This is a genomic window from Xenorhabdus aichiensis (assembly GCF_028598775.1).
GTDB classification, from domain to species: domain Bacteria; phylum Pseudomonadota; class Gammaproteobacteria; order Enterobacterales; family Enterobacteriaceae; genus Xenorhabdus; species Xenorhabdus bovienii.
Window position 1 is genome coordinate 79,078 of record NZ_JAQRFO010000011.1, and the last position, 24,458, is coordinate 103,535.

17 protein-coding genes are annotated in these 24,458 nt (G+C 48.1%); 5 read left to right on the top strand and 12 right to left on the bottom strand.

From position 1 onward, the window contains the following. The first annotated feature begins 73 nt into the window (after positions 1–73). Positions 74–1,555 carry an aldehyde dehydrogenase family protein gene (locus PSI22_RS07345; RefSeq protein WP_273579198.1) on the top strand — a complete coding sequence of 494 codons (1,482 nt, stop codon included), beginning with the start codon at positions 74–76 and terminating at the stop codon, positions 1,553–1,555. Positions 1,556–1,625: 70 nt separating this feature from the next. On the opposite strand, the gene PSI22_RS07350 is transcribed toward PSI22_RS07345, so the two are convergent. From PSI22_RS07350 to rlmD, 6 genes are all read right to left on the bottom strand, one after another. Beyond that, the gene (locus PSI22_RS07350; RefSeq protein WP_273579199.1) at positions 1,626–3,011 is read right to left on the bottom strand and encodes a DASS family sodium-coupled anion symporter; all 1,386 of its coding nucleotides are present in this window, start codon (positions 3,009–3,011) and stop codon (positions 1,626–1,628) included. 353 nt (positions 3,012–3,364) lie between these two features. Continuing rightward, positions 3,365–4,666: a phosphopyruvate hydratase gene (gene eno / locus PSI22_RS07355; protein WP_273579200.1), complete on the bottom strand. Its 1,302-nt coding sequence runs from the start codon at positions 4,664–4,666 to the stop codon at positions 3,365–3,367. Between the two features lie 101 nt (positions 4,667–4,767). After that, positions 4,768–6,405: a glutamine hydrolyzing CTP synthase gene (pyrG, locus tag PSI22_RS07360; RefSeq protein ID WP_038202943.1), complete on the bottom strand. Its 1,638-nt coding sequence runs from the start codon at positions 6,403–6,405 to the stop codon at positions 4,768–4,770. A gap of 239 nt (positions 6,406–6,644) precedes the next feature. After that, the gene (gene mazG / locus PSI22_RS07365) at positions 6,645–7,445 is read right to left on the bottom strand and encodes a nucleoside triphosphate pyrophosphohydrolase (protein WP_273579201.1); all 801 of its coding nucleotides are present in this window, start codon (positions 7,443–7,445) and stop codon (positions 6,645–6,647) included. A gap of 6 nt (positions 7,446–7,451) precedes the next feature. After that, complete coding sequence (relA, locus tag PSI22_RS07370) at positions 7,452–9,689, bottom strand: GTP diphosphokinase (RefSeq protein ID WP_273579202.1); 2,238 nt, start codon at positions 9,687–9,689, stop codon at positions 7,452–7,454. A 9-nt stretch (positions 9,690–9,698) separates the two neighbouring features. Then, positions 9,699–11,051 carry a 23S rRNA (uracil(1939)-C(5))-methyltransferase RlmD gene (gene rlmD, locus PSI22_RS07375; RefSeq protein ID WP_273579203.1) on the bottom strand — a complete coding sequence of 451 codons (1,353 nt, stop codon included), beginning with the start codon at positions 11,049–11,051 and terminating at the stop codon, positions 9,699–9,701. A gap of 53 nt (positions 11,052–11,104) precedes the next feature. Here rlmD and PSI22_RS07380 point away from each other — a divergent pair, with 53 nt between their 5' ends. Next, positions 11,105–13,465 carry an ATP-binding protein gene (locus PSI22_RS07380; RefSeq protein WP_273579204.1) on the top strand — a complete coding sequence of 787 codons (2,361 nt, stop codon included), beginning with the start codon at positions 11,105–11,107 and terminating at the stop codon, positions 13,463–13,465. On the opposite strand, the gene dgt is transcribed toward PSI22_RS07380, so the two are convergent. Beyond that, a complete protein-coding gene (gene dgt / locus PSI22_RS07385) occupies positions 13,449–14,987 on the bottom strand; it encodes a dGTPase (protein WP_273579205.1) in 1,539 nt (512 codons plus the stop codon). The two genes, PSI22_RS07380 and dgt, sit on opposite strands and share 17 nt — an antisense overlap. A 138-nt stretch (positions 14,988–15,125) precedes the next feature. Between dgt and mtnN the strand changes: the two genes are divergently transcribed. Together mtnN and btuF are read left to right on the top strand one after the other, a co-directional pair. Continuing rightward, a complete protein-coding gene (mtnN, locus tag PSI22_RS07390; RefSeq protein ID WP_273579206.1) occupies positions 15,126–15,824 on the top strand; it encodes a 5'-methylthioadenosine/S-adenosylhomocysteine nucleosidase in 699 nt (232 codons plus the stop codon). A 31-nt stretch (positions 15,825–15,855) separates the two neighbouring features. After that, positions 15,856–16,704, top strand: a complete 849-nt coding sequence (gene btuF, locus PSI22_RS07395; protein WP_273579207.1) for a vitamin B12 ABC transporter substrate-binding protein BtuF — start codon at positions 15,856–15,858, stop codon at positions 16,702–16,704. A 72-nt stretch (positions 16,705–16,776) separates the two neighbouring features. Here btuF and erpA read toward each other — a convergent pair whose 3' ends face one another. Then, complete coding sequence (gene erpA / locus PSI22_RS07400) at positions 16,777–17,121, bottom strand: iron-sulfur cluster insertion protein ErpA (protein ID WP_012989992.1); 345 nt, start codon at positions 17,119–17,121, stop codon at positions 16,777–16,779. Between the two features lie 220 nt (positions 17,122–17,341). Here erpA and hemL point away from each other — a divergent pair, with 220 nt between their 5' ends. Further along, on the top strand, positions 17,342–18,625 hold the full coding sequence (hemL, locus tag PSI22_RS07405; RefSeq protein WP_273579208.1) for a glutamate-1-semialdehyde 2,1-aminomutase: 1,284 nt from the start codon (positions 17,342–17,344) through the stop codon (positions 18,623–18,625). Between the two features lie 130 nt (positions 18,626–18,755). Here the strand turns inward: hemL and PSI22_RS07410 are convergent, their stop codons facing one another. From PSI22_RS07410 to hrpB, 4 genes are all read right to left on the bottom strand, one after another. Further along, the gene (locus PSI22_RS07410) at positions 18,756–19,064 is read right to left on the bottom strand and encodes a type II toxin-antitoxin system RelE/ParE family toxin (RefSeq protein WP_273579209.1); all 309 of its coding nucleotides are present in this window, start codon (positions 19,062–19,064) and stop codon (positions 18,756–18,758) included. Beyond that, the gene (locus PSI22_RS07415; protein ID WP_238098144.1) at positions 19,064–19,324 is read right to left on the bottom strand and encodes a type II toxin-antitoxin system Phd/YefM family antitoxin; all 261 of its coding nucleotides are present in this window, start codon (positions 19,322–19,324) and stop codon (positions 19,064–19,066) included. The genes PSI22_RS07410 and PSI22_RS07415 overlap by 1 nt, the downstream gene beginning before the upstream one ends. Before the next feature lie 109 nt (positions 19,325–19,433). Continuing rightward, positions 19,434–21,896, bottom strand: a complete 2,463-nt coding sequence (mrcB, locus tag PSI22_RS07420; RefSeq protein WP_273579210.1) for a bifunctional glycosyl transferase/transpeptidase — start codon at positions 21,894–21,896, stop codon at positions 19,434–19,436. A gap of 53 nt (positions 21,897–21,949) precedes the next feature. Then, complete coding sequence (gene hrpB, locus PSI22_RS07425) at positions 21,950–24,415, bottom strand: ATP-dependent helicase HrpB (RefSeq protein ID WP_273579211.1); 2,466 nt, start codon at positions 24,413–24,415, stop codon at positions 21,950–21,952. Positions 24,416–24,458 lie beyond the last annotated feature (43 nt).

Below are 24,458 nucleotides of genomic sequence, written 5' to 3' on the forward strand. Positions count from 1 at the left end.
TAAGAATTAATCCCATAAAACATTCGGGATATATGTCCTAGCATAGGAAAAACCAAAGTACTCGGAGAATATAATGAAAAAACTACATGATATCGCAACAGAAATGTTACCTGCTAAATCGTATAAGATGTTGATTAATGGAGAATGGGTAGATAGCGTTTCAAAAGAAACCCGTAAAAGTTATAACCCCGCAACCGGTGAGTTACTCACAGAATATGCTGCTGGCAATGCCCAAGATGTTGAACTGGCAGTCAAAGCCGCCCAAAAAGCCTTACCTGCATGGAGTAAAAAATCAGCAGCCGAAAAACAATCTCTGCTACTGAAAATCGCTGATCTGCTGGAAGCTGAATCAGAACGTTTCATTACTCTTGAAGCCTTAGACGCCGGTAAGACACTAAATCTATGTCGAACGTTTGACATTCCTTTTGCCATTGATCACTTTCGCTACTTCGCAGGCGTCATTCGCGCCCATTCCGATGAAGCCGATGTGATTGATGCCGATACTCTCAGCCTAGTGATCAGAGAACCCATTGGGGTTGTAGGACAGATTATCCCGTGGAACTTCCCACTGCTGATGGCTGCATGGAAACTAGCTCCTGCTCTCGCCGCCGGTAATACCATCGTGATCAACCCCGCCAGCCTGACTTCAATCAGTTTACTCGAATTAGGTCGTATCTTGAATCAAGTTCTGCCAGCGGGCGTTGTCAATATCGTTACAGGTCGCGGGTCTAGTGTTGGTCAAGCGATCCTCGATCATGAAGACATTGACAAGGTAGCCTTTACAGGTTCAACAGAAGTCGGTTACAACGTTGCCGCAGCGGCAGCCAAACGGATCATCCCTGCCACATTAGAACTCGGCGGTAAATCTGCCAACATTATTTTCCCTGATGCCAATATGAAAAAGGCTGTCAAATATGCTGCTGACGGCATTTTGTTAAATCAGGGGCAAGCCTGTGAATCTGGCGCTCGCCTGTTCCTGCATAAAGATATTCATGACGAGTTCCTGAAATCGCTGAAAGCGGTATTTGAATCCGTTCGGGTGGGCGATCCAATGATGGCCGAAACCGAGATGGGTTGTCAGATCAGTCAGGAACAAATGGATTTTATTCTGGGCTATATCGACCTTGCAAAGCAGGAAGGCGCAACCGTGCTAACCGGTGGAAACCGCATAACAGGCGCAGGATACGATGAGGGTTTCTTTGTTCAGCCAACCATTATTACCAATGTGACCAATAAAATGCGGGTTGCACAGGAAGAAATCTTCGGGCCAGTGCTGTGTGTCATTCCATTTAGCAGTGAAGAAGAAGTCGTGGAAATGGCCAATGATTCTGAATACGGTCTGGGAGGCGCAGTCTGGACGCAGGATATCAACCGTGCTCTGCGCGTGGCAAAAGCGGTTCAGACAGGCCGCATGTGGGTCAATACCTATCATGCCCTGCCCGCCCATGCCCCATTTGGCGGTTACAAAAAATCCGGTCTTGGCAGAGAAACCCACAAAATGAGTCTGGATGCTTACACTCAGGTGAAAAACATCTATATCAGTACGAAAGAATAGTTATCGGTTCCAAGACAATCGCCACCCTTCCGGGTGGCGATTTTTATGATCAATTTTTTATTGATATGAATTACAACCAGAAGAACCAGGCAACCACAGAGATAATGGCGATACATACCACGTTCAGCACCATGCCCACTCTCACCATCTCAATTTGCTTGATATAGCCAGAGCCATAAACAATCGCGTTAGGAGGCGTTGCCACAGGCAGCATAAATGCACAGGATGCACCGATACCGATAATCATGGTCAGCGCCATGACAGGCATCCCCAAAGCTTCTGCAACCGTAGCGAAAATCGGCACCAGCAGCGCAGCGCTGGCGGTATTACTGGTAAATTCCGTCAGGAAGATAATGAACGCAGTAACAGCAAGGATGATCACAAACCAGTGACTGGCACCGAAGGTTGCCGCCATGCCATTCGCCATAACTTCGCTGGCTCCGGAGTTTTTCAGGACAGCACTCAGCGTCAGGCCGCCACCGAACAGCATCAATACGCCCCATTCGGTGTTATTCTGAATCTGTGACCAAGTTGACACGCCAGTGATGCCAATCAGGATGGCTGCGCTCACTGCGATAATCGTATCCAGATCTTTGATACCGCCAAAAGCCTCACTGATGATTGAACTGAAAATCCAGCTAAACACCGTCAGCAGGAAGATAGCCATAGTGATAATGCGCTTACTGTTCCACTCCAGATGTTCCAATTTCAGATCAAATTTATACTTCAGGTTTGGACGCAGCATGATGTACATCACGGCCATCATGACTGGCAACAAAATGATGACCATCGGCACGCCATACTTCATCCATGTGAAGAAGTCCATGCCCAGTTGCGCCGCTGCAATGGCATTCGGGGGGCTCCCTACCAATGTCCCCAAACCACCGATACTGGCGCTGTATGCCACCCCCAGTAACACAAAAACAAACGTATTGCGTTCAGTGCGCACATCCAGATTAGCCAGAATGCCCAGTATCAGTGGCAGCATCATCGCAGCAGTCGCGGTGTTACTGATCCACATAGAAAGCACGGCTGTAATACCAAATATCAGCAATACAGCCACCGATAAACGCCCACGAGCAATCATCAGAAGACGGTTGGCGATCAGCCTGTCCAGACCTTGAATATGCAGCGCCGTTGCCAGTGCAAAACCACCAAAGAACAGAAAGATGATCGGGTTTGCAAAAGATTGCAGCGCATCACCCGTATTCATTAATCCCATACCAACAGCCAGAATTGGAATACACAGAGCCGTAATTGTGACGTGTATAGCTTCAGTCAGCCATAGCACACCAACAAATGCCATCAATGCCAGTCCTGCATTGGCTTTTTCGCCATACGGCAAAAACTTAAGCAGAGCGACAAGCAAGATAATATCCAGCGCGAGAATAATTAAGCCTCTTTTATTTGAGGGATTTGGCCCAATCGCTGGGGTTAAAGATTCAGAAGCGTCCATGAAGACTCCGTAAAACAATGAAACACAACACGGTAATGTAAAAAGAATTATTGATGAATCATTGCCATAAATGTTAAAGAATTACATTACATGTGAAATAATAAGGAGTATTAACAAAGAAGAAAATACAACGTGTATGATTTTGGGATCTATCACGTGGGGTTTGTTCAATTAATGAATGATTGTTTAGAAAACATACGGATATTATGTCGTTATTTCATACTTTTCATTTCATCATCGTGTATATAATCACTTATATGGATAAAATTATCTTTTGTTAAGATGGCGAAAGAACATATGCTCTTTCGCCAAAACATAAATAAAATTTATTTTTTATCGATATCAACCGGCAATTATGCCTGACCTTTCACTTCTTTCAGACCATTGAAAGTCGCACGGTTACCCAGTGCTTCTTCAATACGGATCAGCTGGTTATATTTAGCAACACGGTCAGAACGGCTCATAGAACCGGTCTTAATTTGACCTGCCGCAGTCCCCACAGCTAAGTCAGCAATAGTCGCATCTTCGGTTTCACCAGAACGGTGAGAAATCACCGCAGTGTAGCCCGCATCTTTTGCCATCTTGATTGCAGCCAGAGTTTCAGTCAGAGAACCAATCTGGTTGAATTTGATCAGGATGGAGTTTGCGATGCCTTTCTCGATACCTTCTTTCAGGATCTTAGTGTTAGTTACGAACAGATCGTCACCAACCAACTGGATTTTGTCGCCCATAACTTTAGTCTGATAAGCAAAACCATCCCAATCAGATTCATCCAAACCATCTTCGATAGAAACGATTGGATATTCTTTGGTCAGGCCTTCCAGATAATGGGTGAATTCCTGAGAAGTGAAAGTTTTGCCTTCGCCTTTCAGTTCATAGTTGCCCGTTTCTTTGTTATAGAATTCGGAAGCTGCGCAATCCATCGCCAGAGTAATATCTTTACCCAGCACATAACCCGCTTGTTCTACCGCTTCTTTGATAGCAGCCAGCGCTGCTGCGTTAGATTCCAGATTTGGCGCATAACCCCCTTCATCCCCAACCGCCGTACTCATGCCTTTTGCTTTCAGCACTTTTGCCAGATGGTGGAAAACTTCTGAACCGATACGTACCGCTTCTTTCAGCGTGCTGGCACCAATTGGCTGGATCATGAATTCCTGAATATCCACGTTGTTGTCAGCGTGCTCACCCCCGTTGATGATGTTCATCATTGGCAGAGGCATGGAGAATCTGCCTGGCGTACCGTTCAACTCAGCAATGTGCTCGTACAGAGGCATGCCTTTTGCCGCTGCTGCCGCTTTAGCGTTCGCAAGGGAAACAGCCAGAATCGCATTGGCACCGAAGTTAGATTTGTTTTCAGTACCATCCAGCTCGATCATGATTTTGTCGATGTTAGCCTGATCTTTCGCATCCTGACCAGCCAGAGCCTGAGCGATTGGGCCATTAACCGCAGAGAGCGCTTTCAGTACACCTTTACCCATGAAGCGAGATTTGTCACCATCACGCAGTTCCAGTGCTTCGCGAGAACCTGTTGATGCACCTGATGGCGCAGCAGCCAGACCAACAAAGCCACCTTCCAGATGTACTTCTGCTTCTACCGTTGGGTTACCACGGGAATCGATGATTTCACGGCCAAGTACTTTAACGATTTTGGACATTAGGTTTTCCTCAGTACAAGTTAAATTCCGGGCAATCGATTGAAATTAAATTCATTAAAATTCATTAAATTACAATTAAAACCAATCCATTGCCCCATATCTTATTTCAACTGGCCTTTCTGATATTTGCCTGCGGCTTCAACAAAGCCTGCAAATAACGGATGACCATCGCGAGGCGTTGAAGTGAATTCCGGGTGGAACTGGCACGCCACAAACCACGGATGTGCCGGGTTCTCAATGATTTCCACCAATCTGTTATCGATTGAACGGCCAGCAATACGCAGGCCTGCTTCTTCAATGCGTTTCAGCAACAAATTGTTCACTTCATAACGATGGCGATGACGTTCAATAATGTCGTCCTGACCATAAAGTTTACGTACCAGACTGCCTTCAGACAGACGGCATAACTGGCCGCCAACGCGCATCGTTCCGCCGAGATCACTCTCTTCGCTACGTACTTCTAAGTTGCCGTTCTCATCACGCCATTCCGTGATCAGACCTACAACCGGTAATTTACACTCTGGCTCAAACTCTGTGGAGTTGGCCTCTTTCATGCCCGCCACATTACGTGAAAACTCAATCAGGGCAACCTGCATACCCAGACAGATCCCCAAGTAAGGGACTTTGTTTTCACGGGCATAACGTGCAGTCATAATCTTGCCTTCGATACCACGGCCACCGAAGCCGCCCGGCACCAGAATGGCATCCAGACCTTTCAATACATCAACACCACGGGTTTCAACATCCTGAGAATCGATCAGTTTGATGTTGACGGTCAGGCGTTTTTTCAACCCGCCGTGTTTCAGTGCTTCAATCACTGACTTATAAGCATCCGGCAGTTCAACATATTTGCCCACCATTCCAATGGTGACTTCACCCGATGGATTGGCTTCTTCATAAACGACCTGTTCCCATTCGGACAGATCAGCTTCAGGGTACCCGAGGCTGAATCGTTTACAAATATAATCATCTAAGCCCTGAGATTTCAAGAGGGCTGGGATTTTATAAATAGAATCAACATCTTTTAAAGAGATAACCGCTTTCTCTGGAACGTTACAGAACAGCGCGATTTTTGCACGCTCATTGGCGGGAATAATACGATCTGAGCGGCAGATCAGCACATCCGGCTGAATACCAATAGAAAGCAGTTCTTTCACGGAATGCTGAGTAGGCTTGGTTTTGACTTCACCTGCCGCTGCCAGATAGGGCACCAGCGTCAGATGCATGTACAGGGTATGTTCACGGCCGACTTCCACGGCCATCTGACGGATAGCTTCAAGGAATGGCAGAGATTCGATATCACCGACAGTACCGCCAATTTCCACCAGCACCACATCATAGCCTTCTGCGCCACGGATGATACGATCTTTGATTTCATTGGTAATGTGGGGGATAACCTGAATGGTTGCACCCAGATAATCGCCGCGGCGTTCTTTACGCAGCACTTCAGAGTAGACCCGGCCCGTCGTGAAGTTATTGCGGCGTGTCATTTTGGTACGAATGAAACGTTCGTAATGGCCTAAATCGAGATCAGTTTCAGCGCCGTCTTCGGTAACGAAAACTTCCCCGTGTTGGGTTGGGCTCATTGTACCCGGATCGACGTTGATGTACGGATCCAGTTTCATAATGGTGACTTTGAGTCCACGGGCTTCGAGTATAGCCGCCAAAGAGGCAGCAGCAATGCCTTTACCCAGAGAGGATACGACCCCGCCGGTCACAAAAATATAATTAGTTTTCATGCTGAACCTGAAAGTTTAGGTTTAAAAGGATGATGAATATAACAGGACGGGAAAGCAGTATACCCTAACCTTAAATGCGCTACAAACCATCTAAACAGGATAAAGTATCAACTCATCAGGAACAGTCCAAAACCACCCGATGCCTTTCTCTTTAAATTCATCAAGTTAATAGTTTAAAAATTTTTCACCTGATTCAGGTTATTCAGCCATTCCTTGACGCCTTTTTCGCTATTTCTGCCCTACGGCTGCTGTTTTTTGACTTGCTGCCACATTTGTTCCATCTCCTCCAGTGTCGCCGTTTCCAATGACAGACCTTGGTCAAGGATCAGCTTTTCGACGCTTCGGAAACGATTTTCAAATTTACCGCAGGCTTTCTGCAATGCCATTTCTGGTTTATGCCCTAAATGACGGGACAAATTGACGACAGAAAACAACAAATCCCCTAGCTCTTCTTCCAGCCGGGCTTCATCAACAACCGCCTGCCGGGCTTCATCCATCACTTCATCGATTTCTTCATACACCTTGCCCAGCACCGGGCCAAGTGTATCCCAATCAAAACCAACCGAAGCGCAGCGCTTCTGGATTTTATAGGCTTTCATCAATGCCGGCAGACTGGCGGGAATATCATCCAGCACAGAATGCTGATCTTTTTCCGCCCTCTCTGCCGTTTTACGCTGTTCCCAGCTCCCTATCGCTTCTTCGCTGCTGATGCCTGCCTGTTGATCGAAAATATGGGGATGCCTGCGCTCTAATTTGTCACAAACCGCGTCGCAGATATCGTCAAAATCAAACAACTGCTGTTCTTGGCCCATCTGGGCATAAAACACGATATGAAACAGCAAATCCCCCAGCTCTTCTTTCAGGGCATTTGCGTCGTTACGCTCAATGGCATCAATGACTTCATAGGTTTCTTCCAGCGTGTAAGGCGCAATGGTGGCAGAAGTCTGCACTTTGTCCCACGGGCAACCCTGCTGGGGATGGCGCAACTGCGTCATAATCCCCTTAAGTCGTTCAATCGAGGTGGTTTTTATCTTATCCATATTTCATTAATTACCGTGCAAACGTCTGGCTTCAATCACATCAGATAGCTGGTTGAGCTTCGCCAGTACCCGTCCCAATACCTGTAGATTATAAATCTCAATATTCATATCGATAGTCGCCAATTGCTGCTTTACGTCGCTTCGGCTGCTCACCCCCAGTACATTCACCTTTTCATTGGCAAGAATCGTGGTGATATCACGCAATAATCCGCTGCGATCATTAGCAAGCACCCGCACCACAAGGGAGTAGCCGCTGGAATAATTTTCGCCCCATACCGCATCCACAATGCGCTCTGGGGAGCTAATTTCCAATTCGGCCAGTTGTTCACAATCGGCACTGTGGATGGAAATTCCGCGTCCGCGCGTAATGAACCCGACAATTTCATCACCGGGGATCGGCTGACAGCAACGGGCAACATGGTGCATCAGATTGCCGACACCTTCCACGACGATGCGTCCATTGTCTTGTTTTACATTGCGCGGAGTGTAGGTTTTGTTTTCCAGATTGCGCAGCGCTTTACGATCAGCTTCTTCCGCCGTCGTTTTGTTGAACTTGCTTTGCAGGAAATTCATCAATTGGTGAATACGGATGTCACCAACACCAATCCCCGCCAACACTTCTTCCAGCGAATGAACGTTATAACGGGCAATAAGTTCTTTCTCGGCTTCCTTGACAGTGATCCCCAAATGGGTCAGTTCATTGTCCAGCATCTGGCGGCCGGCAATGATGTTCTTGTCACGATCCTGCTTGCGGAACCAGTTGTGGATCTTTGCTCGTCCCCGGTTGGTGGTTACATAGCCAAGGTTCGGATTCAGCCAGTCACGGCTTGGATTCGGATGCTTCTGGGTGATAATTTCAATTTGATCCCCCATCTGAAGCTGATAGCTGAACGGCACGATGCGTCCGCTAATTTTCGCCCCGATGCAGCGATGCCCGACGTCACTGTGAATGTGATAGGCAAAATCCAACGGCGTAGAGCCTGCCGGCAAGTCAATCACATCGCCTTTTGGCGTAAAGACATAAACACGATCATCAAACACTTGGCTGCGAACTTCATCCAGCATTTCGCCAGTGTCCGCCATCTCCTCCTGCCATGCGATCAGCTTACGCAGCCATGCAATACGGCTTTCATAACTGCCCGATTTGCCGCCGCCAATGGCGGTGCCTTCTTTGTATTTCCAATGGGCGGCAACCCCAAGTTCAGCATCATCATGCATCTGGCGGGTGCGGATCTGAATTTCAAGCGTTTTCCCATTCGGCCCCAGTACGACGGTATGAATGGACTGATAACCATTCGGTTTGGCGTTAGCGACATAATCATCAAATTCATCCGGCAGATGACGATAGTGAGTATGCACTATTCCCAAAGCCGCATAGCAGTCCTGTAAACGCTCAACGACAATACGCACTGCCCGCACATCAAACAGTTCATCAAAGGCGAGGGATTTTTTCTGCATCTTGCGCCAGATGCTGTAAATATGCTTGGGACGCCCATAAATTTCGACCGAGATCCCTTCTTTGAGCATGTATTTGCGTATGGTCGTAACAAACTTTCCGATGTACTGTTCGCGATCGATCCGGCGCTCATGCAGGAGTTTGGCAATCTTTTTGTATTCATCAGGATGCAGGTAGCGGAAACAGAAATCTTCCAGTTCCCATTTTAGCTGACCGATACCCAGCCGATTGGCAAGAGGCGCATAGATGTTGGAACACTCTTTTGCCGCCAGTACCCGCTCATCTTCGCTGGCGTCTTTCACTTCCCGTAAATGGGCGATCCGTTCCGCCAGCTTGATGATCACACAGCGGAAATCTTCCACCATCGACAGCAGCATCCGACGCACATTATCGACCTGCACTGAGCTGGTGGAATCTGTGTGGGTAGCTTTCAACTGGCGAATAGCATCCATTTCCATCACGCCATGCACCAGATTGGTAATGGCCGTGCCAAATGTTTCTGTCACTGTTTCATTATCGAGCAGTTTGGCATCAAGGATGGGAAAGAGCAGCGCAGCGCGCATACTGTCATTATCCATACTCAATGTGGACAGGATTTCCACCATTTCCACACCGCGCCACAGCAACAGCGCCGCATCAGGGTGATCCTGGACTTTTTCGTGACAGTAATGCCATGTTTCGGCTAATTTCTCACTGGATTGTGGATTCGTGATATTTAAACTCGTGATCCACTTATCGACCGCAAATTCACCTGCCGGTGTGAGATGTGCACTTCTTACCGCAACCATAATTCCTCCCTACTCGATAGCCATCGGCTCACGGCTGAACAATGCCATGGATTCCAGATGGCCGGTGTGCGGAAACATATCCAGCATCCGCACACTGACAAGATGATAACCAGCCTCCAGCAGAACTTTGCTGTCCCGCGCCAGCGTCGTGGGGTTACAGGAAACGTACACCACTCTTTCAGGGGCCAGTTTTACAATATGTGACATGACGCCCGCCGCACCTGCACGGGCTGGGTCCAGCAGCACTTTATTGAACCCCAGCACCGCCCAAGGCTGCTGGTGAATATCCGATTCCAGATTTTCGTGGAAAAAATCGACGTTATTAAGTTCATTGAGCCGGGCATTATATTGCCCATTCGCGACCAGCGCGGCAACCCCTTCGACACCCACTGCGGCCTGTACTTTAGTCGCCATCGGCAAGGTAAAGTTCCCCATGCCACAAAATAGATCCAATACCCGATCCGTCGGCTGCAAATCCAGCCAGGTCAACGCCTGTGCCACCATTTGCTGGTTAACTTCATCATTAATCTGAATAAAATCCCGCGGGCTGAATTCCAGTTTCAACCCATCCACCTGATACCACGGAGCAGGCTGCCCTTCTATCAAAGGCTCAAGGGATTTTTCATCGCCAGCCAGATAGACTGCCGCCTTATGCTGCACCGAAAAAGTGCACAATTTTTCCCTATCTTCGCACTTCAGTGGATCAAGATGACGCAGCACCATTAACGGGCCATTCTCCGCCAGCACCAACTCAACGTGTCCCAGCCGTTTAACCGCACTCAGGCTATTCAGGCACTGGGATAACGGCTGCAATAATTGTTCCAATTCAGGACGCATTACCGGACAATGTGTAACGGCCACCAAATCGTTGGTCTGGCTCTGGCGAAATCCCATCAATAATTTGTGCTGCCTGGCCGGGTTTTTCTTAACATCGTATTGCAGGCCAAGCCGTACCCGACGCCGATAACCATATTCCGGGCTATGAATGATGGGATGAGCACTGATACTGATGCCAGTTTCTCGCTGGATAAGGTGTTCCAGTACGCTGGCCTTAGTTTTGGCTTGCAGCTCAATCGCAACGTGCTGCTGCTGACAACCGCCACACACATTGAAATGCGGGCAGCGCGGTACAACACGAGACGGGCTGTCTGATAGCCGTTTTACTATTTTGGCCTTGGCAAACTGGCGTTTTTCTTCTGTCAGTTGGATTTGGGCCTGTTCACCCGGCAATAATCCCTGAATAAAGATCGTTTTTCCCTGATGACGGGCAATACCTTGCCCTTGTGCATCAAGGTTATCTGCGGTAACGGAAATAATGCCTCGGTTTACGGAACGGCGGTTTGGGGAGTAAAATTGCACCATGATTCTGACTGACTTTGAAAAATTAAGTTTTGATTTTCCCACAATGGACGCTTATGACCAAATATAGCCTACGCACCCGTATGATGAGCCTGATATTGGTTCCTGTTTTACTGGTCGGAACGCTGGTGAGTATATCATTTATCTCATACCGTTATTACGAGTTGAAGAACCTGATAGTCCGCAGTGGGATCAGCATTATTGAACCGTTGTCCATCGCCAGCGAAGTGGGCATCAATCTGGATAATCATCGACGGGTCGAGGTATTAGTCAATAGCCTGCATCGCCGCAACTCCGATATTGTCAAAGCCATTGCGATTTTTGATAAAGATCATAAGCTTTTCGACATTTCTAATGATAAATATGATGCCAGCCAATTGCGGCTGCCTCCTGGTGAGCCAATCCCAAAGACACTATCGAGTCAATCAGGACACGACAATAACATCATTTTGATGATGCCGCTGATTGCAGAAAACACTCAGGAAAACGAATGGCGCAATACCACCAGCAAAGCCAATCCCATCGGCTATATCACCATTGATCTGGATTTGAGAGCGGCTCAAATCCAGCAATATAAAGAAATTACGACTTCAATCATCCTGCTGATCCTCTGTCTTGGCGGCACTGCCCTGTTTGCCCACATTTTGGTACGCAAAGTGACACAGCCACTGGGTGGTATGGTGAGAGTCGTAGAGCGGATACGGCAGGGGCAATTGAACATTCGTGTCACTGGCGCGATGCCGGGAGAACTGGCCGCACTCCAGAATGGCATCAATACCGTCGCGGAATCGCTGTCGAAATATAAAGATGAGATGCAGTTACATATTGATCAGGCCACATCTGACTTACAAATCACCATGGAACAGTTAGAAATCCAAAACGTTGAACTGACTCTAGCCAAAAAACGCGCACAGGAAGCGGTTAAGATCAAAACAGAATTTCTGGCAAATATGTCCCATGAATTACGCACGCCGCTTAATGGCGTTATTGGCTTTACCCGTCAGATGCTCAAAACACCCATTACTTCTCAGCAAGCCGAATATCTTTATGTGATTGAACGTTCTGCCAATAATTTACTGAAAATTATCAATGACATTCTGGATTTCTCACGGCTGGAATCGAATAAACTGGTGCTGGATCAAGTTCCTTTTCTACTGCGAGATACGGTCAATGAAGTCATTGAATTGCTTACTCCCGCGGCCAGCGAGAAAAACCTTCCCCTGCATCATCGCATAGATGACAAATTGCCTAACCTGATGATCGGCGATCCCATTCGCTTGCAGCAAATACTCACTAACCTGATTGGCAACGCGATTAAATTCACAGATAAAGGCAGCGTGATACTGGAGGTCAAATTACGTCAGCAACAGCATCATCTCGTGCAGATTGATTTCACCATAACCGATACGGGCATCGGCATTAAACCAGAATATCGCCCGATTCTGTTCCAGGCATTCAATCAGGCCGATGCCAGCATTACCCGCCACTACGGGGGAACCGGGCTGGGCTTGAGCATTACCAAAAGGCTGGTCAATGAAATGAAAGGAGAGATCGATTTCATCAGCGAACCCGCAAAAGGAACCGTGTTTTATTTTGATATCTGGCTAGAAAAAGAAGCATTTTTATTAGGTTCATTACCTGAACGCCTGCCCATTCCCTCGGTTTTTCCACGTTTGCCCATAACCGTGATGGCAGTGGATGATAATCCGGCCAACCTGAAATTAATTGGCACTTTATTGGGCGAACAAATCGAGAACACTCTGCTGTGCAGCAGTGGTCTGGAAGCGCTGACCACGGCACAACAACACACGCTGGATCTGATTCTGATGGATATTCAGATGGCAGATATAGACGGTATTCAAACCTCTGAACAGATCCATCAATTGCCACAACATAAAGAGACTCCTATTGTGGCCGTGACGGCTTTTCCCTGTAATGAAACTCAAAATGGGGGACGTTCCCCGTTTGTTGATTGCCTGTCAAAACCATTGGATGAACATCGCCTGAAAACACTGCTGAATCAATACAGTCAAAAGAAAAAATCACAGTTCATCGATTGGGATATGGCTTTGAAACAAACTGCCGGAAAAGAATCTTTGGCACGGGAAATGCTGAAGATGCTAGTACAATCGCTGCCAGAAATGAAAGCGATGATTGAGCAGATCTTGGCAGCAGATAGCGACGTTGATCGCAAACAGTTTCAGCATCATGTCCACCAATTACATGGCAGTTGCTGTTACAACGGCGTCCCCAAACTGAAATCGATTTGTGAATTCATCGAAAAACAACTGAGACAAGCTATTCCTCTGGCAGATCTGGAGCCAGAATTACTGGAATTCATTGATGAGATCAATCACGTCATCACAGCGGCTCCCGATGTACTGAGAGCGGCCGAACCTCTCACTTCGATACCATAAATTTACGATATTCTTCGTAAGCATAATGGTCAGTCATGCCACTGATATAGTCCTGAATCAAACGCGCCCGATAATAAAATTCGAGCACATCTTTTTCCGCTTCATCAGTGGCAATAATGCTTTCTACCGCTTCTTCATAGGCCAGACGGTGTTTGGTGGATAATTTGTGCAGCAGGCGCGTTTCAATAAAGTATTTTTTGTGAAAATTATCTCGGTGCAGCGCCATAAAATCCTGCCGAGATAACTCCAGCAATGGGCTATAAACATCCAGCAATCCGGTAATAATCCGATAGCCCTGCAATTCCAGCTCTTCGACTTCAGGGTGATTAAATACCCATTTCCGCGTGACACTTTTCAGAATCTGCAATAGACGATGTTCATCGCCATTCTCTTCCAACAAAGCATGATTGAATGTACCGGCATAGATTTCAGGCAAATGCTCAATAAAACGTTTAGCGGTATAGGGCACCAGTTTACCGGTAATAAATACCCGCAGGTACATGAAAAATTGTTCATGAATACTGCGACGAGCCTCATTGCTGGCCGTTTTCTTATGAGCCTGCATTACCGTGAATTCAAATAAATCCCCTTTCCTGTGTCCCCCATTTTCCTGCCACTCATTTTTCAGGTATTCCACCAACTGTTCAACATTGAAAATGCCCTTTTCAACCGCATCATCCAAATCAGCAATGCAATAAGAGATATCGTCTGCGGCTTCCATAATATACGTCAGCGGAAAACGGCAGAAATCCCCCAATTGCAGCTCTTTTCTTAATTCATGGATAAAACTGTCTTCCGACCAGTAATAGCCTTTTTTCTTCATCAGGTAACTGAATTCGTCAGGTGATTCTTCAAGACGGTAAGCCGGGCAGGTATATTTCAGGATACAGCCGATTTGGGCATAAGTCAGATTCAGTTTAAGCAGATTATGTGCCAGCCGGATAGCTTGGGCATTGCCCTCGAACTCACATAAATCCTTACGTAACTGGCGCCGGAACAGATCTTTTTTGGCTTCACCATTGTAGCTCAATGCCGCCACCTTACAGCCATCTTGCCGAACTGTGCTTTCAGAAGCGCAATCTGAAAAATAATCAGGATCTAATCGACGCGAGAACCAATCTCTAATCGCCGCCTCACCAAAATGACCAAACGGCGGATTACCGATATCATGCATCAAGCAGGCCATTTCAATCAGGCTTTCAAAAGCAAGTAAGCGATCACTCAGCCCATATTTTTCCAGCAGATTCTGCTTTGCCAGTTCTGCAATAATCGTTTTTGAAATATAGCGACCGATTTGCTGCACTTCCAGCGAGTGAGTCAACCGGCTGCGCACGGCGGCGTTGCGTTCCAGCGGAAAAACCTGCGTTTTCTGCTGCAAGCGCCGGATAGCGGCTGAATTGATGATCCGCCCACGGTCACTTTCGAATTGACGATTCACCTGATCTTCATCGTCAGGATGTATGGAAGAGTTGCTGTACTTACGCTGGTAATTCAACTTCTGCTTGAAATCAATTTTAGTCATTAATCCCCCCATACCGAATGAAACGCTTATTTATAGCCGGAATATCCAGTAAACAGTGATTCAATGTTACACTGCCGCATCGAATAAGAGTGCCTTTTCATAGACACTAATCCATTAATTAACCATGAGTATGACACAATGAAAGTAGGTGTAATAGGCGCAATGGAACAAGAAGTAACACTACTGCGTGACCAGATTGAAGGTCTGCAAACGGTGTCGCGGGGCGGATGTGAAATCTACACCGGCAAGCTGAATGGCGTTGACATCGCGTTGCTGAAATCCGGCATCGGTAAAGTCTCGGCTGCTCTTGGCACTACCCTGTTGATTGAACATTGCCAGCCAGACATCGTGATTAACACCGGATCAGCCGGCGGCCTTGACCCTAAACTGAATGTGGGAGATATCGTGGTTTCCGGAGAAGTCCGCTATCACGATGCCGATCTCACTGCCTTTGGTTATGAGCCGGGTCAAATGGCACAATGTCCACCTGCTTTTATCGCCGACAGCCAATTAATTACACTGGCCGAAAAATGCATTAAATCCCTTGACCTGAATGCAGTTCGTGGGCTGATTTGTAGCGGTGATGCCTTTATCAATGGCGCAGAACCCCTGGCGCGTATCCGTGCTACTTTCCCGCGAGCCGCGGCAGTCGAAATGGAAGCGGCAGCTATCGGCCATGTCTGCCACCAGTATCAAATTCCATTCGTGGTGGTTCGTGCCATTTCTGATGTTGCCGATCAGGAATCTCATATCAGCTTTGATGAATTCTTAGTTATCGCTGCCCGTGAATCAACACGGATGGTCAACGCCATGTTGAGCGAACTCAGCCAACATTAATTAATCAATTAATTGAAGTGGAGCACCGATCATGAAACTCTGGATGAAAATAATCTCACTTAGATCAATCTGGTTGTCATTCTCATTCCTGCTCTTTAGTTTTCTATATAGTGTCAGTGCGCCACTTCACGCAGCAGCCTCTCGTGTTATCAGCCTTGCGCCCTCGACGACCGAACTCGCGTATGCGGCAGGACTAGGCGATCGGCTTGTTGCAGTCAGTGCTTACTCCGATTATCCCGAAGCCGCCAAAAAACTAGAGCAAGTCGCTGATTGGCAAGGCATCAATGTTGAACGGATCATTGCCCTGAAACCCGATCTGATTCTGGCCTGGCGCGGCGGTAATCCCCAGCGTCCGTTAGAACAGCTCGCCGCATTAGGTATCCCGATTTTTTATTCTGATGTGAAAAAAGTGGAAGATGTCGCAACCGATCTGGAACGACTAGCTGTCTATAGCCCACGCCCCGATATCGCCAAAAAATCAGCCACTGATATCCGCCAGACATTCAGCCGATTAAAACAAACCCATGCCACCCCCAATCCCAAGCCGGTGTTTTTACAATTTGGCATGAATCCGATTTTTACTTCATCCGATCACACCATTCAAAGTGAAATCGTATCCGCATGTGGTGGTAAAAACATCTTTGCCGACAGCACTGTACCGTGGCCGCAAGTCAATCGTGAGCAAGTACTTACACGCAAACCTGAAGTGATTGTGCTGGGAGGAACTGAAGATCAAAAACAGCGCGTGGCGGATTTTTGGCAGCCACAGTTGAATGTCAAGATCATCACCCTGAATGACGATTGGTTCAGCCGTGCAGGGCCACGAATTATTCTGGCGACCGAGCAGCTTTGTCGGGAGCTTAATCTTGCTGGCGGCTAGAGGCCAACGTAGAAAAAAATAAAGGCGGCTCTTAAGCTGCCCTTATTTTTAATAGCGGTATCATATTTTCGATCAGACGCTGAAAGAAGAACCACAACCACAGGTAGTTTTTGCATTCGGGTTAGTGACGATAAAACGGGAACCTTCCAGCCCTTCCGTATAATCAACACAGCCACCCACCAGATATTGCAGGCTCATCGGGTCAACCACCAACTCAACACCTTGTTTCTGAATCGTCAGATCACCTTCGTTCATTTGATCATCGAAAGTGAAACCATACTGGAAACCGCTACAGCCACCACCTGTAATATAAACCCGCAGACGCAGGTTCGGGTTATCTTCATCAGCAACCAGTACTTTAACTTTATTGGCTGCGGCATCAGTAAACTGCAAAGGCAATGCAGCATCATCGCTCATTTTTTTGCTCCAGACCGGTGTTCCGGTGAAAATTCTCGGAAAGTCGTTTTAAACCTTCTGATCAGTTAGCCGCGATTATCCAATACCTGACTGATTCGTTCAAGTTTTGCTACACGAAGGCAACAAGCCTCTCTATGTCAGGATGATTTGGCTTCCCCATCAGGCTGCTTTAAAATGGCCTCCCCCTATCTGTACCCTTATCTTTCAGGAGCTTTTATTAATGAGCCAGTCCGAAATGCTTTACTCTCAGGCAAAACAGGTGATCCCCGGCGGTGTCAACTCGCCGGTACGCGCTTTTAATGGCGTTGGTGGTACGCCTGTCTTTATCCAACGCGCCGATGGTGCTTACCTTTACGATGTTGATGGCAATGCCTATATCGATTATGTCGGATCATGGGGGCCAATGGTACTGGGGCACAATCATCCAGCCATTCGCAACGCCGTGATTGAAGCCGCCGAGCGTGGCCTGAGCTTTGGTGCACCAACGGCTGCCGAAGTGGAAATGGCAAAACTAGTGACAGCGTTGGTGCCTTCTATGGATATGGTTCGCATGGTGAACTCCGGTACAGAAGCCACCATGAGCGCCATTCGTCTGGCGCGTGGTTATACCGAGCGCGATAAGATCATCAAATTTGAAGGCTGCTATCACGGCCACGCTGACTGTTTGCTGGTCAAAGCGGGTTCCGGCGCCTTGACCATCGGCCAGCCCAATTCTCCGGGCGTTCCTGCCGATTTCGCCAAACATACTCTGACCTGCGTCTATAATGACCTGAATTCCGTGCGTGAAGCCTTCGAAAAATACCCAGAAGAGATCGCCTGTATCATCGTAGAACCCGTCGCCGGTAACATGAACTGCATTCCTCCACGACCAGAATTTCTGCCGGGCCTGCGTAAGCTGTGTGATGAATTCGGTGCTTTACTGATCATTGATGAAGTCATGACCGGGTTCCGTGTCGCTTTGGGCGGCGCACAAGAGTATTACAACGTTAAACCGGATCTGACGTCCCTCGGCAAAATCATCGGTGGCGGTATGCCAGTGGGCGCATTTGGCGGCCGTCAGGACATCATGGAAAAACTGGCACCCACTGGCCCGGTTTATCAGGCAGGAACCCTCTCCGGTAATCCAATCGCTATGGCTGCGGGTCTGGCTTGCCTGAATGAAGTCGCCCAGCCCAGCATTCACCAGCGTTTGAGCGAACTGACAGACAAGCTGGCGGTTGGCCTGAAAAACGCGGCATCAGCAGCGGGCGTTCCTCTGGTGGTTAACCACGTTGGCGGGATGTTCGGTATTTTCTTTACCGACGCAGAAAGCGTGACTTGCTATCAGGATGTCATGGCGTGTGATGTTGAACGCTTCAAGCAATTCTTCCACTTGATGCTGGATGAAGGCGTCTATCTGGCTCCTTCCGCGTTTGAAGCCGGCTTTATGTCCATCGCCCATTCAGATGAAGATATTCAGCGTACCGTTGATGCCGCCGCTCGCTGTTTTGCCAAACTGAAATAAGCGATTCCGTCATCTGTGACGCCACAATCCTGTGGCGTCTTATTGGGTAAACAGAATGGACTCATCCTTGCCTGCGGCCTATTTCAGGATCTGATAGGCGTCAATAAATATGTCTCATCAACCCATGTCATTAAATCATCTCCCTTTTTACTAAATGATCGAGCGGCACCATGCTTTTGTGCAACACGCCGAAAACCAACAATTGCCGCTTATGCACCACGTAGTAGATAACATGACTGACATGAGGAAAACTCAGTACGTTCTCCCCAACTTCTGGCCTAGATTTACCAAGGGAAGGTGTTTCGGCAAGCAAACTGATGGTCTTCCTCAGTTCTGATAAATATTTTTGAGACTGAGCGAGCCCCCATTGTTGTACCGTAAATCGGCGGATTTTAATTAAATCCGACTGGGCATCAGGGGTTAAATGATAAGTAGACATCAATCGTATTGGCCAGCTTCTAACTCATCAAAAAAGGCTTCGCCATCGGTCAGTTTTCCTGCTTCCATATCAACTTTGGCCTGAACCGCTCTTGCTTGCAATAATTGCAATTTGAGCATTTCGATACTTTGATATTCATCCATAGAAATAACCACCGCAACGGGTTTACCGTTCTTGTTAATCTGGATTGGTGCCTGCTGCACTTTTAATATCATATCGCCGAAATGGGTTTTAGCTTCATTAGCAGAAAGTGCATTCATCGTCATAGCCTCTTTAATATCGTTCGATTTAATCATTATAATCGAATTAACCCATATCGGTCAAAATTTCAACTACCCCCCATCAGAATCGATGGGGAGCGATATTCTATTACTGATCAAACATTTCCTGTAGCCAGCCCGGAGCCTCTTCTTTGTTATCCTCAACCGGCTGTGGCGTAGATTGCTGGCATAAACTCTGCGGATCATCTGTCCAGACCGGCAACATCCTGATGCCATTACCAGTACAGTTGAAACTGCCATCTTCATTGACGGACATATCCACAATGCCTTCCGGTGGACGATTATTCAGTACTAATGGCGTTTCATTTTCCAGATAGCGGAGGTAGATCTTCAATGCCCCCGTTGCTCCCGTCAGATTGGTTAGGCCATTGTTATCACGCCCGGTCCAGACGATCGCCACTTCCTTACCATCGATGCCGGTAAACCAACTGTCGCGCAGATCGTTGGTGGTTCCCGTCTTACCTGCCAGATTGTATTTACCGTATTTTTTCGTCAGCGAACTGCCTGTACCACGAGCCACCACCTGTTGCATACCGTACAGTGTCAGATAAGCCGCCTGTGGAGGCACTGCCCGCTCTGCCTGCGGATAACTCTGGTAAATCACTGTACCATCTTCCGCAAGGATTGAACGCAATGCCGAAAGTTTCGCCCGATTGCCGCCGCTGGCAATGGTCTGGAACTCTTGAGCCATTTCCATCGGAGTCAGGTTGATTGCACCCAGCAGCATGGAAGGAACCTGTTGGATTTCTTTAGCCGGAATGCCGAGTGAGATCAAGGTACTGGTAATGCGATCCAGCCCAACACCCAGCCCCAGATTCACTGTCGGAATATTAATCGAACGAGCCAACGCATCCACCAGCATGACACGTCCACTAAAATTACGGCTGAAATTCCTCGGTTGCCAAGATTTTCCGCCCGACAGAGGTATCGAAATAGGCTCATCCGCCAGCCAAGTATTCATGCGGTATTTATCCGGCTGACTCAGTGCCGTCAAATAAGTCGCAGGTTTGGCAAGAGAACCAATCAGACGACGTGCATTCAAGGCCCGGTTAAAACCTGCATATTCTGGTTGAGAACCCCCGACCATCGCACGAACTTCGCCACTGAAACGGTCAACAACGACCATCGCGCCTTCCAGATCATCTACCTTGCGGGTTTTCCGCAGATCGGCAACGCCCTCTTCCACGGATTTTTCCGCCGCATCCTGTGATACAGGGTCCAGTGTTGTAAAGATTTTCACGCCCGACAGATCGTTAATCTTATCACCCAGATTTTCCTGTAATTCCTGACGTACCAATTGCATGAAAGCGGGCTGTGGGGTAATCACTCCACTTTTGGGTTTCACACCCAGCGGACGAGCGCTCAACAGATCATAGAGTTCCTGATCGATAATTTGCCTGTTCAGGAGGATTTTTAATACCACGTTGCGGCGTTCCAGTGCCAGTTTAGGATTGCGCCACGGGTTATACATCGATGCTCCCTTGACCATTCCCACCAACAGCGCCTGCTGATCCAGACTCAGTTCATCAATCGGACGCCCGAAATAATACAGACTGGCCAATGGGAAGCCGCGGATCTGTTCATCGCCGCTCTGCCCCAGATAAACTTCGTTCAGGTACAGTTCAAGAATGCGATCCTTGTTATAGCGGGCATCCATCAGTAACGCCATGTAAGCTTCATTCGCTTTACGGCTGAAGGTACGTTCATTGGAGAGGAACAGGTTTTTGACCAACTGCTGTGTCAGTGTACTGCCTCCCTGAACCGTACGCCCGGCGGTCAGGTTCGCCAGCACCGCACGGGCAATGGAAAGCGGCCTGACCCCATCGTGCTCATAGAAATAACGATCTTCGGTTTCCAGCAGAGTCTGAACCAGTAAATCCGGAAAACCTGAACGCGGGACAACCAAACGCTGTTCGCCATTCGGCGATTGCATCATCGTAATCAGTTTCGGATCGAGACGGAAAAAACCAAACTGGCGCTGGTTTTCCATGTTTTCGATGCTGGCAATATGGTTATCACTGAAGACCAGCCGAGCCTGGATCTGCCCTTCTTTACCGTCAGGGAAGTCAAACGGACGGCGCAGCATTTCAATATTGTTGCCCCTGACAACAAACTCACCGGCACGCGTGATTTTGGTCACCTTCCGATACTGCATGCCTTCCAGCAACCGAATCATTTCGTTCTTGCTGTAATTCATGCCCGGCTCAAGGTTGACCATACGCCCGTACACCGCAGCGGGTAAATCCCATACTTTCCCATCAATACGATGACGAATTTTGTTATCCAGATAAAAACCGTAAATAACCATGAGCACTGTCAGCACAATAAATACTTTCAACAGCAGCAACCAGAATCCTAGCCATCGACTCCTTGGCGGACGGGATTTTTTCCCTTTTTTCGTCATGACCTCTTCCTCATCGTCGTCATCAAAATCATTATTTTCATCATTTTCATAGTCATCCCGCCGATGGCGTTTTTTTGCTGGACGCCCACGACGAAGTTCTGGTTTTTTGCCCTTGCGTCCGATTGGCTGACGATCATCATCAGACATACCGAAATCTCCAAATGTTTATTCAATATAGAAGTCTGACTGCATCAAACCAGTCACATATATTTTTTCACACGCCTCGTCGGCGCTGTGTTGGCCGGATCATCTGGCCATAAATGTTTGGGATAACGTCCCTTCATCTCTTTTTGCACCTCACGATAAGCCCCCTGCCAGAATGCAGCGAGATCTTGCGTAATCTGTAATGGACGATGCGCCGGAGATAACAGTTCAACGACCACAGGAACCCGCCCCTTCGCCAGTACTGGATTTTGCTGCTCTCCATACATTTCTTGCATTCTGACTGACAGCACAGGCGGTTTATCGTGGAAATATTGGATGGTAATCCTACTCCCGGTCGGCACAGTGTAATTAGTAGGCAATTCATTATCCAGTATTTGCCGTTGCTGCCAATCAAGCAGAGCCAGAAGAGCACACGACAGCTCAATCTGGCGTAATCCCTTCAAATCCCCCACTCCCTCCAACATAGGCAGAAGCCACTGCTCGAGGGAATCCAGCAGACTGTCATCATCCACCGCAGGCCACTCAATTTCAGATAGCCATTCTGTTGCCCTTTGCAGCCGGATGCGCAACTGCAATGCTTCCGGCGACCAATTCAACGCCGCCAACCCTTCCTGCCGAACCCAGTTCAGCAGGGCTTCCTGTAATTCCGCCTGAGAAGGTTTTGCTAAAAGCTGCGCTCTGACAGTCAAACGCCCGCATTGCAGACGTTTCCATGCTCGCAGAGTGCCTTTATTATTATCCCACTCCACGGCTGCCTGTTCTGTAAACAGGCTCGGATATTGATGAATAGTGTGTTCGATGTTCAGCGGGCAAGCGAGCAAGACTCTGGCATCGGGGTTTTTACTGTTTTGCTGCAATGTAGGCGCTATCAGCCACTGCTCTCCCGACAACGGATCGTCATGTTCCAGTGCTACACCCAAACCATTGGCTAACTGAAAACGGCCAAGATTATCACGGTTTTTAGCAATCCGATCAGGAAATCCCTGTACTAATAGTTCAGGTACAAGCGCAGCATTCATCTTTTCTGTGCTGATTTTTTTAGATCCTATTTTTGCAGTCTTGCTCGCAAGATTCCTGATAAGCTGATTGGCGCGCTGCTGCCAATGAGGTTGGTTTGAATTTATCCAATGAGTGAGATCCGGCAGCCCACTGCGGGGAGGTTCTTCCAAGATCGCTACCAGTTTTGCTGCCGTTGCCAGCGCCTCATCACTCCGCTCTTTGCCTGCGCACAACATGGCCGCCAGACGCGGTTCACTACCCGCCTCCGCCATTTGCCAGCCACGGGCAGTCAATTGCTGATTATCATCCAGCGCCCCCAATCGCAGCAGCAGCGATTGAGCCACTGCAAGTGCGGGCTGTGGTGGATTGTCCAGCCAGTTCAACTGATTACTGTCACGACATCCCCACTGTAATAATGAAAGTAGCAGGCTGCTCAGATCTGAATGCAGAATTTCCGGCTCACTGTATTCCGTAGCGCGTTCCGCCTGCTCGCGACTGAATAAATGCCAGCAGACACCTTCTTCCAGCCTTCCTGCCCGCCCAGCCCGTTGTACCATTGACGCTTGGCTGATGCGTTGGGTCATCAATCGGGTCAGGCCACTCTTCGGCTCAAAGCGGCTGGTACGTTCAAGGCCGCTATCCACCACCAACCGGATACCTTCAATCGTCAGACTGGTTTCCGCAATATTGGTGGCCAGCACGACTTTGCGCATTCCTGCTGGCGCGGGAGCTATCGCCTTCCGTTGATCGGATAACGACAACGCACCGTACAGTGGACACAATAAAGTATCGTCATTGATTTTTTGTTCAAGTTGCGCCAACACACGCTGGATTTCACCCACACCGGGCAGAAACAGTAACAATGATCCCGTTTCCTGCTGTAATAAACGCAACACTGCCGAAGCCACTGATTGTTCAAAATGCTGATGAATCGGCAGCGGATGATACGATCGTGCTACCGGATAGCTACGACCTTCTGAAACAATCACGGGCGCATCAGGTAATAAAGAAGAAAGACGCTGATTGTCCAGCGTCGCGGACATCACCAGAATACGCAGATCTTCACGCAGACCTTCCTGTACATCCAGCAACAACGCCAACGCGAGATCGGCCTGTAAACTCCGCTCATGGAATTCATCGAGAATAACCAGAGAAACATCGCTTAATTCAGGATCTTGTTGTAGCATTCGGGTCAAAATACCCTCAGTGACAACTTCAAGGCGTGTAGAGGCACTGACTTTGGTTTCCGCCCTCATCCGATAACCTACCGTTACGCCAACAGGCTCATTCAATTGTTCGGCAAGACGCTCTGCTACACTGCGCGTTGCAAGGCGCCGAGGTTCCAGCATAATAATGCGCCCTGTCAGTTGAGCTTTATTCAGGATCGCCAATGGCAATCCGGTCGATTTCCCGGCCCCTGTGGGTGCATGCAACAATACCTGTTTCGACGTTTTCAACTTAGTTATAACAGAGTCCAAAACATCATAAATTGGTAATAACAAAGGATCACCCTAACCATTAACTTTCAATGGGCGTCATTGTAGC

Bases quoted from the DNA above. Each gene is read 5' to 3' on its own strand.
- PSI22_RS07345 (WP_273579198.1), top strand. From the start codon at position 74: ATGAAAAAACTACATGATATCGCAACAGAAATGTTACCTGCTAAATCG.
- PSI22_RS07350 (WP_273579199.1), bottom strand. From the start codon at position 3,011: ATGGACGCTTCTGAATCTTTAACCCCAGCGATTGGGCCAAATCCCTCA.
- eno (WP_273579200.1), bottom strand. From the start codon at position 4,666: ATGTCCAAAATCGTTAAAGTACTTGGCCGTGAAATCATCGATTCCCGT.
- pyrG (WP_038202943.1), bottom strand. From the start codon at position 6,405: ATGAAAACTAATTATATTTTTGTGACCGGCGGGGTCGTATCCTCTCTG.
- mazG (WP_273579201.1), bottom strand. From the start codon at position 7,445: ATGGATAAGATAAAAACCACCTCGATTGAACGACTTAAGGGGATTATG.
- relA (WP_273579202.1), bottom strand. From the start codon at position 9,689: ATGGTTGCGGTAAGAAGTGCACATCTCACACCGGCAGGTGAATTTGCG.
- rlmD (WP_273579203.1), bottom strand. From the start codon at position 11,051: ATGGTGCAATTTTACTCCCCAAACCGCCGTTCCGTAAACCGAGGCATT.
- PSI22_RS07380 (WP_273579204.1), top strand. From the start codon at position 11,105: ATGACCAAATATAGCCTACGCACCCGTATGATGAGCCTGATATTGGTT.
- dgt (WP_273579205.1), bottom strand. From the start codon at position 14,987: ATGACTAAAATTGATTTCAAGCAGAAGTTGAATTACCAGCGTAAGTAC.
- mtnN (WP_273579206.1), top strand. From the start codon at position 15,126: ATGAAAGTAGGTGTAATAGGCGCAATGGAACAAGAAGTAACACTACTG.
- btuF (WP_273579207.1), top strand. From the start codon at position 15,856: ATGAAACTCTGGATGAAAATAATCTCACTTAGATCAATCTGGTTGTCA.
- erpA (WP_012989992.1), bottom strand. From the start codon at position 17,121: ATGAGCGATGATGCTGCATTGCCTTTGCAGTTTACTGATGCCGCAGCC.
- hemL (WP_273579208.1), top strand. From the start codon at position 17,342: ATGAGCCAGTCCGAAATGCTTTACTCTCAGGCAAAACAGGTGATCCCC.
- PSI22_RS07410 (WP_273579209.1), bottom strand. From the start codon at position 19,064: ATGTCTACTTATCATTTAACCCCTGATGCCCAGTCGGATTTAATTAAA.
- PSI22_RS07415 (WP_238098144.1), bottom strand. From the start codon at position 19,324: ATGAATGCACTTTCTGCTAATGAAGCTAAAACCCATTTCGGCGATATG.
- mrcB (WP_273579210.1), bottom strand. From the start codon at position 21,896: ATGTCTGATGATGATCGTCAGCCAATCGGACGCAAGGGCAAAAAACCA.